Origin of the sequence: Brenneria alni, assembly GCF_003666245.1 — a bacterium.
In the GTDB taxonomy this organism is placed as follows: Bacteria; Pseudomonadota; Gammaproteobacteria; order Enterobacterales; family Enterobacteriaceae; genus Brenneria; species Brenneria alni.
Genome location: NZ_MJLZ01000002.1, coordinates 58,531 through 73,036, shown reverse-complemented (window position 1 = coordinate 73,036; position 14,506 = coordinate 58,531). Strand labels below are relative to the sequence as shown.

General features: G+C 49.3%; 14 protein-coding genes. 11 read left to right on the top strand and 3 right to left on the bottom strand.

What is annotated here, in order from left to right:
- Nucleotides 1-189: 189 nt before the first annotated feature.
- Entirely contained in the window at nt 190-504 is a 315-nt protein-coding gene (gene bolA, locus BIY29_RS01435) for a transcriptional regulator BolA (protein ID WP_121573101.1), read from the bottom strand.
- A 325-nt stretch (nt 505-829) separates the two neighbouring features.
- Between bolA and BIY29_RS01430 the strand changes: the two genes are divergently transcribed.
- The 9 genes from BIY29_RS01430 to BIY29_RS01390 all read left to right on the top strand — a co-directional run bounded on the left by BIY29_RS01430 (nt 830) and on the right by BIY29_RS01390 (nt 10,815).
- Complete coding sequence (locus BIY29_RS01430; RefSeq protein ID WP_121573099.1) at nt 830-1,408, top strand: lipoprotein; 579 nt, start codon at nt 830-832, stop codon at nt 1,406-1,408.
- A gap of 62 nt (nt 1,409-1,470) precedes the next feature.
- The gene (gene ampG / locus BIY29_RS01425; RefSeq protein WP_121573097.1) at nt 1,471-2,955 is read left to right on the top strand and encodes a muropeptide MFS transporter AmpG; all 1,485 of its coding nucleotides are present in this window, start codon (nt 1,471-1,473) and stop codon (nt 2,953-2,955) included.
- Nucleotides 2,956-3,369: 414 nt separating this feature from the next.
- Nucleotides 3,370-4,332, top strand: a complete 963-nt coding sequence (gene cyoA / locus BIY29_RS01420) for a cytochrome o ubiquinol oxidase subunit II (protein ID WP_121573096.1) — start codon at nt 3,370-3,372, stop codon at nt 4,330-4,332.
- A 4-nt stretch (nt 4,333-4,336) separates the two neighbouring features.
- Complete coding sequence (cyoB, locus tag BIY29_RS01415) at nt 4,337-6,328, top strand: cytochrome o ubiquinol oxidase subunit I (RefSeq protein ID WP_121573094.1); 1,992 nt, start codon at nt 4,337-4,339, stop codon at nt 6,326-6,328.
- Nucleotides 6,318-6,932: a cytochrome o ubiquinol oxidase subunit III gene (locus tag BIY29_RS01410; protein WP_121573092.1), complete on the top strand. Its 615-nt coding sequence runs from the start codon at nt 6,318-6,320 to the stop codon at nt 6,930-6,932. The genes cyoB and BIY29_RS01410 overlap by 11 nt, the downstream gene beginning before the upstream one ends.
- Nucleotides 6,932-7,264, top strand: a complete 333-nt coding sequence (locus BIY29_RS01405) for a cytochrome o ubiquinol oxidase subunit IV (RefSeq protein WP_121573090.1) — start codon at nt 6,932-6,934, stop codon at nt 7,262-7,264. The genes BIY29_RS01410 and BIY29_RS01405 overlap by 1 nt, the downstream gene beginning before the upstream one ends.
- A gap of 14 nt (nt 7,265-7,278) precedes the next feature.
- Entirely contained in the window at nt 7,279-8,166 is an 888-nt protein-coding gene (gene cyoE, locus BIY29_RS01400; protein WP_121573088.1) for a heme o synthase, read from the top strand.
- A gap of 413 nt (nt 8,167-8,579) precedes the next feature.
- Nucleotides 8,580-9,344, top strand: coding sequence for a hypothetical protein (locus tag BIY29_RS01395; RefSeq protein WP_121573087.1), 765 nt, complete (start codon nt 8,580-8,582; stop codon nt 9,342-9,344).
- 106 nt (nt 9,345-9,450) lie between these two features.
- Nucleotides 9,451-10,815, top strand: a complete 1,365-nt coding sequence (locus tag BIY29_RS01390) for an MFS transporter (protein ID WP_121573085.1) — start codon at nt 9,451-9,453, stop codon at nt 10,813-10,815.
- Between the two features lie 31 nt (nt 10,816-10,846).
- On the opposite strand, the gene BIY29_RS01385 is transcribed toward BIY29_RS01390, so the two are convergent.
- The gene (locus tag BIY29_RS01385; protein ID WP_121573083.1) at nt 10,847-11,338 is read right to left on the bottom strand and encodes a YajQ family cyclic di-GMP-binding protein; all 492 of its coding nucleotides are present in this window, start codon (nt 11,336-11,338) and stop codon (nt 10,847-10,849) included.
- A gap of 199 nt (nt 11,339-11,537) precedes the next feature.
- Here BIY29_RS01385 and panE point away from each other — a divergent pair, with 199 nt between their 5' ends.
- Both panE and yajL read left to right on the top strand, forming a co-directional pair.
- Nucleotides 11,538-12,446 (top strand): 2-dehydropantoate 2-reductase, encoded by a 909-nt coding sequence (panE, locus tag BIY29_RS01380; RefSeq protein ID WP_121573081.1) that lies wholly within the window; start codon nt 11,538-11,540, stop codon nt 12,444-12,446.
- The gene (gene yajL, locus BIY29_RS01375; protein ID WP_121573079.1) at nt 12,409-12,999 is read left to right on the top strand and encodes a protein deglycase YajL; all 591 of its coding nucleotides are present in this window, start codon (nt 12,409-12,411) and stop codon (nt 12,997-12,999) included. The genes panE and yajL overlap by 38 nt, the downstream gene beginning before the upstream one ends.
- A 26-nt stretch (nt 13,000-13,025) precedes the next feature.
- Here yajL and thiI read toward each other — a convergent pair whose 3' ends face one another.
- Entirely contained in the window at nt 13,026-14,474 is a 1,449-nt protein-coding gene (thiI, locus tag BIY29_RS01370) for a tRNA uracil 4-sulfurtransferase ThiI (protein ID WP_121573077.1), read from the bottom strand.
- Between the last annotated feature and the right edge of the window lie 32 nt (nt 14,475-14,506).

Sequence of the window (14,506 nt, the reverse complement as noted above, 5' to 3'; positions counted from 1 at the left end):
CGGGACGGCCATTATGTTGTTACCAGACCCTGTTCCCTGTAGTCAGAAGCGTCCCGAATACATTCCGGAAAAATAGACGCGGCATTATAGCGGTATAGATAGGATGAGTCGAGGACGGCAGTCAGACTATTACCACCGGGCATTCAAACTTGTATCAATAACCCGTCCCGGAATGGATTGTATCGATGATTATGACATGATGCCGGCACCACCACAGGGCGGAGATGAAGGAACCGTATTCTGCAAACTACTCCACTCTTTTACCGTGTACGTATGCAGCGCCAGTGCGTGCACCGTACTCGCCAATTCTGCGGCCAATAATGCATAAATAGCCCGATGACGGCCTAACACCCGTTCCCCCGCAAAACGATCGCTGACTATCACCACCTTGAAATGGCTTTCAGACCCTGCTGGCACGTTGTGACGATAGCTCTCATCAATAACCTCTAAGTGAACCGGTTCAAACTCCACACGCAATTTTTCTTCTATCGCTTTACGCATCATACGGTCACCCTTTCAGCTTTGGAAAATTTGGTTTCAGCTCGGCATTACTGTCATTTACAGACGTCAAAGTCACTTCAATCTTAGCTGTTTTTCAAGCGGCTATGGCTCCCATAACATCGCAGCTAACAGACAATAAATAGCAATTTGACGACATTTCTTCGGATGCGTTGATGTGATAAAAACAATTTTGCCGGGTTTTAAGGTGGGAGAAGATAAATTTCAGGAGAAATTACCCGTACTCTGCTCTTTCCCCTGTCAGCGGCAATGATATGATATCAGGAATTTTTATCAGCTAACCACCTTAATCATTACTGAGAAAATACCAATGTTTAAAAAATTATTTTTCCCTCTTCTGGCTGTATTGATACTTGCAGGTTGCGCAACCAAAAGTAATACCCTCAATATTACGCCCAGGATCAGCCTTCCTTCGCAGGATCCGTCCCTTATGGGCATCACGATCAGCATTAACGGTGCGGACCAGCGCACAGATCAGGCCCTGGCGAAGGTCAACCGTGACGGACAGTTGATTACCCTGACCCCGTCACGCGACCTGCGCTTCTTGTTACAGGAAGCGCTGGAAAAACAGATGACCGCCCGTGGTTATATGATAGGTACTGGTGGCCCGGTCGCTTTACAGATCGTGGTAAACAACCTGTATGCTGATGTATCCGAAGGTAACTTACGCTACAACATCACCACCAAAGCCGATATCTCTATTCTCGCGCAGGCGAATAACGGCAACAAGCAGGTGAAAAACTACCGTGCAACCTACAGCGTCCAGGGTGCCTTTACCGCAAATAATCAGAATATTACTAATGCCGTTAACACCGTATTAGGCGATGTCATCGACGAAATGGCACAAGACACCAGCGTCAGCACCTTTATTAAAGAAAACGCTCGTTAATTCTTTCACTCCGCTTCCCTTGCTCCGCAACCTTCCCTGCGGAGCAAGGGAAAGGATCTTTCATGTTAAGTCGTATCATTAATTTATTTAATCAACGTAATTCACTTTTTCTGCTGCTACTGGGCTTTGCCTCAGGTTTACCACTGGCGCTGACCTCCGGCACACTGCAAGCCTGGATGACGGTAGAAAATGTTGATCTGAAAACCATCGGATTTTTCTCTTTGGTTGGTCAGGCATACGTATTTAAATTTCTGTGGTCGCCGCTGATGGATCGCTATACCCCGCCTTTTTTCGGCAGGCGTCGGGGGTGGTTACTGCTCAGTCAGCTTTTATTGGTCGTCGCGATTATCTGCATGGGTTTTATGAATCCTGCACATGACCTCTGGTGGCTGGCCGCGCTGGCGGTGCTGGTTGCGTTTTGCTCGGCCTCGCAGGATATTGTTTTTGATGCCTATAAAACCGACCTGCTCCCGCCGGAAGAGCGCGGAACCGGCGCTGCGGTATCTGTATTAGGTTATCGGTTAGCCATGCTGGTTTCCGGCGGCCTGGCGTTGTGGATTGCGGACAGGTTATTAGGCTGGCAGGCGACTTACTGGCTGATGGCAGGATTAATGTTAATCGGTGTGCTTTCCACCCTGCTGGCACCAGAACCGAATAACAGCCAGCCAGCGCCGCGCACGATGGAACAGGCTATCGTTGCACCTTTACGTGACTTTTTTGGGCGTAACAACGCCTGGCTGATCTTACTTTTGATCGTGTTGTACAAATTAGGCGATGCTTTCGCTGTCAGTTTGACCACGACGTTCCTTATTCGCGGCGTGGGCTTTAATGCCGGAGATGTCGGTCTGGTAAACAAAACACTGGGGTTATTTGCCACCATTGTCGGCGCGGTTTACGGCGGATTGCTGATGCAACGGCTTACCTTGTTCAGAGCATTGATGCTGTTTGGTATTTTGCAGGCGGTTTCCAATGCTGGCTACTGGTTGTTAGCCATCACCGATAAAAGCATGTTCACCATGGGCAGCGCCGTTTTTCTGGAAAACCTTTGTGGCGGGATGGGAACCGCGGCGTTTGTTGCATTATTAATGACGCTATGCCACAAATCGTTTTCCGCCACCCAGTTTGCTTTGCTATCGGCCCTATCCGCCGTGGGAAGAGTATATGTCGGCCCCATTGCCGGCTGGTTTGTTGAAGCTCATGGCTGGGCATGGTTTTATCTGTTTTCGATCGTCGCCGCCTTGCCAGGCCTGTTTCTTTTAATGGTGTGCAGAAGTACTTTGGAATACACGCAAAAAACCGACGCTTTCCTGTTACGCAACACCTTTCCCCGTTATTACAGCGGGGCATTGCGTACGCTCGCTATTGGTTCATGCCTGCTGGGTTTGTGGTTAGTACTGCTGATAACCAATACAGTAGGGTGGACGACCCATCCGCTTCTGGCCGATTACTTACTGATGGCGGGCGGGGGGCTGGCGCTGCTGGGCATTATACTGGGCAGCCTACTGGATTATCTCTCGTTGCGATCGCCCATGAACCGTTCCGGCTAAGTGGTGTTAACGGGACAAAAGCGCATTATTCTGCGGTGTTATCCCCTTATTGAATTATTTTTTTCTTAATATTCTGGTAAGAAAGGCGTTATTTCACAGTGGGAAACATTTTCCGCGAATTCATTTCATTTTTTGACAAAATCTCTCTGTAACAAAAATTGCTACTCTGTTGAAAATAAAAGTCAGTATTGGTTGTAATTTTTTATTATCAATCCATACTTTTGCCTGGGTAAATTGTTAATTACCTGTTTTTAAATACCATTTTTTATTTACCGCTGTCTCTGTGACTTCCAGTGCAAAAAACAGCAACAATCGGCTGACATAAACTTAATCATGTTTACAGTACAGTAACCTTCCCGTAAAATGCCCGCTCGCGTGAAATGACAATAGAGCCCTTGTAATTGAGGTCGCTAGATGAGACTCAGGAACTACAATAAAATTTTTGGGATGTTGTCTTTATTTGCAGCTACAGTGCTACTCAGCGGCTGCGATATGGCATTGATGAACCCCAAAGGACAAGTCGGGTTAGAGCAAAGATCGTTAATACTGACTGCCATCGGGCTGATGTTGATCGTTGTTGTTCCCGTCATTATTATGACTATCGCCTTTGCCTGGAAGTTCAGAGCTTCCAATGAAAAAGCAAAGTACACACCAAACTGGTCCCACTCCAACAAGATCGAAGCTGTTGTCTGGACAGTGCCAATTATCATTATCGTTATTCTTGCTACGATTACCTGGAAGACGACCCATGCGCTTGATCCCTATAAACCTTTGGAATCAGACGTTAAACCAATTAATGTCGACGTGGTTTCGCTCGACTGGAAATGGCTGTTTATCTACCCGGATCTGGGGATTGCCAGCGTTAACGAGCTTGCTTTTCCGGCAAACGTACCCGTTGCATTTAAAATCACCTCTGATTCAGTGATGAACTCGTTTTTCATTCCGCGCCTCGGCGGGCAAATCTATGCCATGGCCGGTATGCAAACCAAGCTGCATCTGATTGCCAATGAACCGGGTAAATATGACGGTATTTCCGGTGGTTACAGCGGAAAAGGCTTCTCCGGCATGAAATTCACCGCCATAGCCACGCCAAGCCAGCAGGAATTTGACCAATGGGTGGCGAATGTCCGTGCATCTTCCAAAACACTCAACAGCATGGATGAGTTCAATAAGCTGGCGCAGCCAAGTGAATATCATCCCGTAGAATACTTCTCTGAGGTTCAACCTGATTTATTCAGGAATATTATTCTCAAATTCACAGGCGACAACATGAACATGCAGCATCATGGTGAAGGCATGAAGCACGATGAAAACATGCAGCACAGTGAAAGTATGAACATGGGCGAGCACAGTTCGCACCAAGGAGCCGAGGGATAATACGATGTTCGGAAAACTTACACTTGATGCGATTCCGTATCATGAACCTATCATTATGGTCACCGTGGCGGCGATCATTGTCGGTGGGCTGGCGCTGCTGGCGGCATTAACCTATTTCGGTAAATGGAAATGGTTATGGGCGGAGTGGTTCACGTCCGTAGATCACAAGAAGATCGGTATCATGTATGTCATCGTTGCCTTTGTGATGATGCTGCGTGGTTTTGCCGATGCCATTATGATGCGTGGTCAGCAGGTTCTGTCCTCCGCGGGTGAAGCTGGCTTTCTCAACGCACACCACTACGATCAGATCTTCACCGCCCACGGCGTTATCATGATTTTCTTCGTGGCGACGCCGTTTGTGGTTGGTTTGATGAACCTGGCGGTTCCATTGCAAATCGGCGCCCGCGACGTTGCCTTTCCGTTCCTGAACTCGCTCAGTTTCTGGCTGTTCGTGGCGGGTGTGATTCTGATCAACATCTCTCTCGGGGTGGGTGAGTTCGCACAGACGGGCTGGGTGGCTTATCCACCGCTTTCCGGTAAGGAGTATAGTCCCGGCGTCGGGGTCGATTACTGGATATGGAGCTTGCAGATATCCGGTTTAGGCACCACGCTGACCGGCGTTAACTTCTTCGCCACCATCATGAAAATGCGCGCACCGGGCATGTCGCTGATGAAAATGCCGGTATTTACCTGGACGGCGCTGTGCACCAACGTCCTGATTATTGCCGCATTCCCGATATTGACGGTGACTATCGCGTTGCTCACGCTTGACCGTTACCTCGGCACCCATTTCTTTACCAATGATATGGGCGGCAACATGATGATGTACATCAACCTGATTTGGGCCTGGGGTCATCCTGAGGTTTATATTCTGGTTCTGCCGGTATTCGGTATCTACTCTGAAGTGGTGGCCACATTCTGTAAAAAACGTCTGTTTGGCTACACGTCGCTGGTGTGGGCGACTATTGCGATTACCGTACTGTCGTTCGTCGTCTGGCTGCACCACTTCTTCACCATGGGATCTGGCGCTAACGTCAACGCCTTCTTTGGTATCGCCACCATGATTATCTCAATCCCGACCGGGGTTAAAATATTCAACTGGCTGTTCACCATGTATCAGGGCCGTATCCAGTCTCACTCCACCATGCTGTGGACCACCGGCTTCATCATCACCTTCTCCATCGGTGGGATGACGGGGGTACTGCTGGCTGTACCGGGCGCCAACTTCGTCCTGCATAACAGCCTGTTCCTGATTGCTCACTTCCATAACGTGATCATCGGCGGTGTGGTATTCGGATGCTTTGCCGGTATTACTTACTGGTTCCCGAAAGCCTTCGGTTTCACCCTGAACGAAACCTGGGGTAAACGCGCTTTCTGGTTCTGGATCGTCGGCTTCTTTGTCGCCTTTATGCCGCTGTATGTGCTGGGTTTCATGGGTATGACCCGCCGTTTAAGTCAGCAAATCAACCCTGAGTTCCATCCTCTGCTGGTTGTGGCTTCTATCGGTGCGGTGTTAATTGGCATCGGCGTACTGTGCCAGGTGATGCAGTTCTACGTCAGTATCCGCGATCGCCACCAGAACCGCGACCTGACCGGCGACCCGTGGGATGGACGTACCCTGGAATGGTCAACCTCTTCTCCGGCTCCATTCTATAACTTTGCTACCGTACCACACGTTCACGATCGCGATGCATTCTGGGATGCCAAAGAGAAAGGCGAGGCCTACCGGAAACCTGCTGGCTATGAAGCGATCCATATGCCGAAAAATACCGGTGCGGGCGTGATCATTTCAGCTTTCAGTCTGGTGTTCGGTTTTGCCATGATTTGGCACATCTGGTGGCTGGCAATTATCGGCTTTGCCGGCATGATCGTGACCTGGATCATACATAGCTTTAATCAGGACGTTGACTACTACGTTCCGGTTAAAGAAGTCGAGCAAATTGAGAATCAGAATTTTGATCAACTCAGCAAAGCGGGTCTGAAACATGTCAACTGAAACTCTGACTAACCATAGTGCAGCCCATGCCGAGCATGGGCATCATGATGCAGGCGCCACCAAAGTTTTCGGCTTTTGGATCTACCTGATGAGCGACTGCATTTTGTTTGCGTCATTATTCGCAACCTATGCTGTGCTGGTCAATGGTACGGCGGGCGGCCCTAGTGGCAAGGATATTTTCGAACTGCCTTTCGTTTTGGTCGAAACCTTTTTCCTGTTGTTCAGCAGTATTACCTATGGTATGGCGATGATCGCCATGAACAAAGGCAACAAGTCACAAGTTAACGCCTGGCTGGGAATGACGTTCCTGTTTGGCCTGGCATTTATCGCGATGGAAATCTATGAATTCCATCACCTGATTGCTGAAGGTTTTGGCCCGGATCGCAGTGCTTTCCTGTCGGCGTTCTTTGCGCTGGTAGGTACGCACGGTATCCACGTTACCGCCGGTCTTATCTGGCTCATCATCATGATGGCTCAGGTTTCCAGCCGTGGTCTGACCACAACCAATAAAACCCGCCTGATGTGCCTGAGCCTGTTCTGGCACTTCCTTGATGTGGTATGGATTTGTGTCTTCACCGTTGTTTATCTGATGGGGGCGATGTAATGAGTCATTCAACAACCGATCATGCAGGCGCCAGCCACGGTAGCGTCAAATCCTATCTGATAGGTTTTGTTCTATCCGTTATCCTGACCGTTATTCCTTTTGCAATGGTCATGACCGGTTCAGCCTCACATAACGTCATCATACTGACCGTTGTGGGGTGCGCCGTTGTCCAGATTCTGGTGCATCTGGTGTATTTCCTGCATCTGAGTTCCGCCTCCGAAGATCGCTGGAACGTGGTGGCCCTTGCGTTCACCGTCCTGATTATCGCGATTGTCGTCGTGGGTTCCATATGGATTATGTGGAATACGCACGCCAATATGATGATCCAGTAACCGAGCCGTAAAAGATGATTAAATACCTGCAAGTCGCTAAACCAGGAATTATTTTCGGTAATCTGATTTCTGTCATCGGCGGATTTCTCCTTGCCGCGCAAGGCAGCATTGATTACACCCTTTTTCTTTCCACGCTGTTTGGCGTATCACTGGTCGTTGCGTCGGGTTGTGTGTTTAACAACGTTATCGACCGCGATATCGACAAAAAAATGGAAAGAACCAAAAACAGGGTTATGGTGAAGGGGCTGATTCCGCTGAAAGTGACTCTGGTTTACGCTTCTTTGTTGGGTGTTGCCGGATTTGCGCTCCTGTATATCGCTGCCAATCCGCTGGCCATGTGGCTGGCAGTGATGGGCTTCGTGGTTTATGTCGGTATTTATAGTCTGTACATGAAGCGCCATTCCGTTTACGGCACACTAATCGGTAGTCTGTCCGGCGCGGCGCCACCGGTTATCGGCTATTGTGCCGTCAGCAACCAGTTCGATGCGGGCGCACTGATTTTACTGCTGATTTTCAGCCTGTGGCAGATGCCTCACTCTTATGCGATTGCGATTTTCCGTTTTAAAGATTATCAGGCCGCCAATATTCCGGTATTGCCGGTAGTAAAAGGTATTTCTGTGGCGAAAAACCATATCACGCTTTATATCCTGGCGTTTATGATTGCCACACTAATGCTCTCGTTGGGCGGTTACGCCGGTTATAAATATCTGGTGGTTGCCGCAGCAGTCAGCGTATGGTGGCTGGGTATGGCGCTGTCGGGCTATAAAAATGCCAATGACGATCGGGTATGGGCAAAAAAACTGTTCGTGTTTTCCATTGTCGCCATTACCTCACTGAGCGTGATGATGTCTGTTGATTCCATCGCGCCAGCACATGAAGTCTTGTTGACCTATCTGCGTTAGCAGACAAATTAGTATTGCCCATTATGAAAACAGGCGGCATTTTCCGCCTGTTTTTCTTTTTCTCTTTGCCACCTGCCCAGCCCTGCCAGATCACCTAACAAAGCTATACCCGATTGATTTTTGAGATCACCGCTATACCTGCATGTAAAATATACTGGCTTTTTTCGCAGCGCTTTTCAGATGCAGCCGCACCCGGTAGTCGTTCTGGAGGGGATAAACGGGAATCAATAGCCATTAGCTGTGTCATACACTTTCGGGAACTTATCGAGCCTTGCTGCCACTCAGCAAATAGGGAATACGCATCTTTCATGTCGTGAAAGAGCAAGGCGCTTATGCTCTACATGCCATTATCTATCTGCCAAAAAATAAGATATTGTTATATAAAGCAATAAATCATTTAATGAGAGAGTTAGATGAAAGGCATTTCTTCTTATGCAGACACGGGTCGTTTCGAGGAAATATCTTTAGCTTCTTCAAGTTATTCTTCGATATTATATGACAGCATACGAGATAGACCTGACTTCAAAGCCGGCTTGTCAGAACAGGCACATCTTGCGGCAAAATTTGAATCAGAAGCCAAATACAGTGTATTAAATGGATTTAGCTATATATCAAAACACGTCAATCCACATAAGAAATGGGGGATGTTGATTAACCTCTCATCCTTTGCGAAGGATGCTAACCTTTCCTTACATCGTAATTGTATCTATTGCAGTAAAGCCGTTGATCTAAATATCAATGCAATGGTTGACAACAATTACAACACTTTTTACGTGGCGGAAAAAACAGAGGCGGGAGAATTGGGCGAGGATATCGCAGCGATGCAGCAGTATCCGGTTACCGCCGATACATCAGTTTCCACATTGCTTTTATCGAATATAAAACAAGGTGAAAGAGCTATCATCGTAGTACCGTTAAAAAAGAAAAATTTCAGTCACTGTATGAATTTCATTCACCATGCTGGCGACGGTATAGTCGTAGACGGGCAACAGAATAAATTGTACAACTTCAATAACAATGCGGATAAAAAAATATTTGATTCTCTATATGGCGCTGCGTCTAGTGCCATAAAGCCAGCGCGTATATATATAACGGGAAAAGCGCCCGATATAAGAAATGAAGCCTGGGAAATGATTGAGCATCCCTATTTTCCAGATAATGACTGGGAAGAACTGTAAAAAAAATGAAACCGACACACCTGCAATTTGAAAGATGAAGAGTATATCGTTTACGGGATGGCGGATAACACACTAGAATAGCGTCGACTGCTTTTCCGAGGTATCCATGAACGACAACAAAATGACCCCAGGCGAGTTACGCGCAACATGGGGCTTAGGTACGGTATTTTCGCTGCGTATGCTCGGCATGTTCATGGTACTGCCCGTTCTGACCACCTACGGCATGGCATTGCAGGGGGCCAGCGAGTCACTCATCGGCATCGCCATTGGTATTTACGGCTTGATGCAGGCGGTTTTTCAGATTCCCTTCGGCCTGATGTCAGATCGTATTGGCCGCAAACCGTTGATTGTCGGCGGCCTGCTGATTTTTACCTTAGGCAGCGTCATTGCCGCACTCAGCGACTCAATCTGGGGTATTATTCTTGGCCGGGCGCTACAGGGTTCCGGCGCAATTTCTGCCGCCGTGATGGCGTTGCTGTCCGATCTCACCCGTGAACAAAACCGCACCAAAGCAATGGCGTTTATCGGCGTCAGTTTCGGCGTCACTTTTGCCATTGCGATGGTCATCGGCCCTATCGTTACCCATGCTTTTGGGTTGCAGGCTTTATTCTGGGGCATTGCTGCTCTGGCGTTGATGGGCATTGTGATTACTTTAACCCTGATCCCGGCTGCCCCGGCTCACGTGCTGAACCGGGAATCGGCCATTGTGCGTGGCAGCTTCCGTAAGGTTTTAGCCAATAGCCGCCTGCTGAAGCTGAACTTCGGCATCATGAGTTTACATATTCTGCTTATGTCGAGCTTCGTTGCCTTGCCAAGAGTCCTGGAACAAGCCGGGCTGGCGCCGCAAGACCACTGGAAAGTCTATCTGTTCACCATGCTGATTTCATTCGCTGGCGTTGTTCCCTTCATTATCTATGCCGAATTAAAACGGCGGATGATACAGGTATTCATTGGCTGCATTATGGTGCTTATCGCCGCCGAACTGGTGTTGTGGTCGGCGGGAAACCAGCTATGGCACATTATTTTCGGCCTCCAGTTGTTCTTTCTGGCCTTTAACGTGATGGAAGCGCTGTTACCTTCGCTTATCAGTAAAGAATCTCCCGCCGGATACAAAGGAACCGCCATGGGCGTTTACTCCACGACACAGTTTCTCGGCGTGGCTATCGGCGGCAGTCTGGGCGGAGGCCTGTTCGATCTGTACGGCGCGGCGATAGTCTTCGCGGTCGGCGCAGGGATCGCCACACTGTGGCTGTGTGTAGGCTTCACCATGCGCGAACCGCCCTACCTCAGTAGCCTGAGGATCACACTTTCCGATTTAGCCTTGAAGAACAGCGACCTCGAACAAAAAATACGTACCCAGCCCGGCGTTGCGGAAGTCATTATCGTGCCGGATGAGTACAGCGCCTACGTCAAAATCGATAATAAGAAAATCAACAGACAGCAGCTAGAGCAACTGGTCAGCCAGCAGTAAAAACAGGCCAGCAATGCTGGCCAATAAAAACTTAATCACGGAAATTGGTGAACTGGAAAGGTTGACCTAAATCAGCGCCGCGTACCAACGCCATTGCGCCCTGTAAGTCATCACGCGATTTCCCCGTCACCCGTACCTGTTCGCCTTGAATTTGAGCCTGCACTTTCAATTTGCTGTCTTTAATCAGCTTAACGATTTTTTTCGCCAGCGCGCTTTCAATCCCCTGCTTCAGCCTGGCTTCAACGCTGTACGTTTTACCGCTGTGATCCATTTCTTCTGGAATTTCCAGCGAACTGCCTTCAATGCCACGCTTCATCAATTTTTCGCGCAGAATATCAATCAACTGCTGAACCTGAAAATCCGACTCGCTGGCTGCTTTAATACTTTGTGATTTTTCATTCAGTTCAAAGCTGGCCGGAACATTGCGGAAATCCCAACGGGTACTCAATTCACGCGTGGCATTTTCCACCGCATTACGGACTTCCTGCATATCAATTTCCGAAACAATATCGAAAGATGGCATAATTCGCTCTCCTGACAAATGTGGCTGGCGAGCATAATAACCGCTCCTCTACCATAAACAAAATGCGAGTCGAAACCTGGGTCAGGCTTTACTCGGCGGCATAGATTCATTAGCCTGATAAACCAACATCTCTGCGAATAATCGCCTATGATTGGCTAAACAAGAGCGCCAGTTCCCGTATTCATAAAGGGAGAATCAAATGAAAATAACCGTTCTTGGTTGCGGCGCGCTAGGACAGCTATGGCTCGCGGCCTTACATCATCAGGGGCATGATATTCAGGGATGGTTGCGAATACCTCAGCCGTACTGCCCGGTCAATGTAGTCCGTTTAGATGGACAGCACACTAATCTCAATCTGACCGCTAACGATCCGGCTCATCTCGCACACAGTGAGCTGCTGTTGGTCACATTGAAAGCCTGGCAGGTTTCCGATGCCGTGCGTGCTCTGCTGCCACAGTTAAACCCCACATGCACTATACTATTGTTGCACAACGGCATGGGCACCCGCGAGGAACTCCCTCCGCTCAGGCAACCGCTGATCTCCGGTATCACCACGCATGCAGCGCGACGTGATGCGACCACTGTGGTGCACGTCGCCGCTGGAACAACACATATTGGCGCAGTCGGCAACGCGGAAGCGCCAAGCCGCTTTGCTGAAATTTTGCATCAGGCCCTGCCCGATGTCGCCTGGCACAACGATATTACAGTGACTTGCTGGCTGAAGCTGGCGGCCAACTGTGTGATTAATCCACTGACAGCCGTATACGAGTGCACCAACGGCGACTTAAGGGCATACTCGCAACAGGCCAGGTCACTCTGTCAGGAAATCGCCAGCGTAATGGAAAGGGAAGGTTTCCATACGTCAGCGGACAGCTTGCTCATTTATGTTTACCAAATCATTCAAAATACTGCGGCCAATACTTCTTCCATGTTGCAGGATATTTTGGCTCAACGGCATACCGAGATTGACTACATCACCGGTTATTTGCTGCAACGGGCGCGTATCCACGGCCTGACGTTGCCCGAAAACAGCCGCCTGTTTGAAAAAATCAAGCGTAAGGAAAATGAATATGAGCGCATCGGTACTGGTGTGTCTGGCTCCTGGTAGCGAAGAAATCGAAGCCGTCACAACTATAGACCTGCTGGTCAGAGCGGGCATTCAGGTTACGCTTGCCAGCGTTGCCAGTGATGGCAACCTCGAAATTGCCTGTTCCCGCGGGGTAAGGCTTTTAGCCGATGCCCCGCTGGTCGCGGTCGCCGATCGGCATTTTGACGCACTGGTGTTACCCGGTGGCTTGCAAGGCGCCGAATGTTTCCGCGACAGCCCCGTTCTGGTGGAATGTATCCGTCAGATACATCAGGAAGGGAAAATCGTGGCGGCCATGTGCGCCACGCCCGCACTGGTGCTTGAGCACCACCAGCTTTTCCCTGTCGGCAATATGACCGGTTACCCGGCCTTGAAAGATAAGATTGCGCCAGAAAAATGGATGGAAAAACGCGTCGTTTACGATCCCCGTGTCAGCCTGCTGACAACACAGGGGCCTGGCACCAGTATGGATTTCGCCCTGAAGCTGATTGACCTGCTGCTGGGCAAGGCAAAAGCGGCAGAGGTGGCGGCACAGTTAATCCTGCCGCCCGGTATCTATAACTATCAGGATTAACCGTCCAGGCGCTGTCTTCTCACTCACTACGGGCGATATACTTTCACGTTGCTGAATCCTTGTTCACGCAGGTAAAGCGCCTGTAAACGGCTCATCACGCCGCGTTCGCAATAGAGCAGATAGGTTTTACTCTGGTCCAAATCGCCAAACTGAGTGCTCAGTTTGTAAAATGGCAAAGATTTAACCTCCGCCTGCTCCAACACCAGCGGGTTATCTTCCTGTTCATCCGGCGCACGGATATCCAGTAACACCTCTGTCGGAGCCAAAGCCGCCACGGTTTCCACTTCAACCACTTCCTGACGGGTTTGCTCGGCGATTTCACGGATATCCATATTGCGGGCTTCGCTGACCACACGCGCCAGAATAGTGAAATCGAAATGGCTTTCTTCCAGCTCGATTTTAGATTTCACCGCTTTCACCGTGGGGCTTTTGGAAATCACTCCGCAGTATTCCGGCATCGTCTTGGCAAAGTCTTCCGTTCCCAGCTCACGGGCCTGCCTGATGATGTGCTCTTTGTCATGAGAAATCAGCGGACGCAAAATCAAGGTATCAGCAGCATTATCAATCAGACGCAGATTGGTCAGCGTCTGACTGGAAACCTGCCCTAATGCTTCACCGGTTACCAAAGCCTGTACGCCATAACGTTCAGCTATTTGGGAGGCCGCCCGCACCATCATGCGTTTAAGCACTACGCCCATTTGCCCATCATCGATTTTTTCCAGGATTTCGCCGACAATCGGTTCAAAATCAATGGCGATAAAACGTACCCGGTGCGAACTGCCAAAGCGATTCCACAAATAATGCGCCACCTGTTTAACACCAATTTCATGCGCGGCGCCGCCCAGATTAAAAAAACAGTAATGCACCCGGCAGCCGCGGCGCATCAGCATATAGCTGGAGACGCCGGAATCAAAACCGCCTGAGATCAGCGACAGCACATCCTCTTGCGTACCAATCGGGAAACCGCCAATCCCTTCATAGCGTCCGTTAATCAGCAGCAACCGATCCTGCTCGATCTCCAGATGAACGGTAACCTGCGGCGAGGTGAGGTTTACCCTGGCGGTTTCAATGTGCTGATTCAGACCACCGCCGACATAGCGTTCAACGTCCTGAGAGCTAAACTCATGCTTGCCCCGGCGTTTTACGCGAACACAGAATGTCTTCCCTTCCAGTTGCCCACGGTACAGCGCCAGCGTTTGCTCAAAAATATCATGAACGTCAGTATAGGAATGATCTTCAACATCAAGGATATGGTGAATGCCGGGAATCCGCGTCAGCGCATCACGAATAATCTCACGCTGACTCTCGTCTTTTGCGCGAACTTCGATATGATCCCAGTGACGGACAACCGCCAGCGTTTCATCATGGTGTTTTAATACGTTGCGGATGTTCCCAGTCAGAATTTTAATAAAGCGCAACCGCACAGATTGGCTCTTGATGGTGATTTCCGGGAACAATTTAATGATAAACTTCATGGTGGCTGTCGTTACTTGGTCAGAAAGGCGTA

Coding starts and splice junctions, on each gene's coding strand:
- bolA (WP_121573101.1), bottom strand. CDS start 504: ATGATGCGTAAAGCGATAGAAGAAAAATTGCGTGTGGAGTTTGAACCG.
- BIY29_RS01430 (WP_121573099.1), top strand. CDS start 830: ATGTTTAAAAAATTATTTTTCCCTCTTCTGGCTGTATTGATACTTGCA.
- ampG (WP_121573097.1), top strand. CDS start 1,471: ATGTTAAGTCGTATCATTAATTTATTTAATCAACGTAATTCACTTTTT.
- cyoA (WP_121573096.1), top strand. CDS start 3,370: ATGAGACTCAGGAACTACAATAAAATTTTTGGGATGTTGTCTTTATTT.
- cyoB (WP_121573094.1), top strand. CDS start 4,337: ATGTTCGGAAAACTTACACTTGATGCGATTCCGTATCATGAACCTATC.
- BIY29_RS01410 (WP_121573092.1), top strand. CDS start 6,318: ATGTCAACTGAAACTCTGACTAACCATAGTGCAGCCCATGCCGAGCAT.
- BIY29_RS01405 (WP_121573090.1), top strand. CDS start 6,932: ATGAGTCATTCAACAACCGATCATGCAGGCGCCAGCCACGGTAGCGTC.
- cyoE (WP_121573088.1), top strand. CDS start 7,279: ATGATTAAATACCTGCAAGTCGCTAAACCAGGAATTATTTTCGGTAAT.
- BIY29_RS01395 (WP_121573087.1), top strand. CDS start 8,580: ATGAAAGGCATTTCTTCTTATGCAGACACGGGTCGTTTCGAGGAAATA.
- BIY29_RS01390 (WP_121573085.1), top strand. CDS start 9,451: ATGAACGACAACAAAATGACCCCAGGCGAGTTACGCGCAACATGGGGC.
- BIY29_RS01385 (WP_121573083.1), bottom strand. CDS start 11,338: ATGCCATCTTTCGATATTGTTTCGGAAATTGATATGCAGGAAGTCCGT.
- panE (WP_121573081.1), top strand. CDS start 11,538: ATGAAAATAACCGTTCTTGGTTGCGGCGCGCTAGGACAGCTATGGCTC.
- yajL (WP_121573079.1), top strand. CDS start 12,409: ATGAGCGCATCGGTACTGGTGTGTCTGGCTCCTGGTAGCGAAGAAATC.
- thiI (WP_121573077.1), bottom strand. CDS start 14,474: ATGAAGTTTATCATTAAATTGTTCCCGGAAATCACCATCAAGAGCCAA.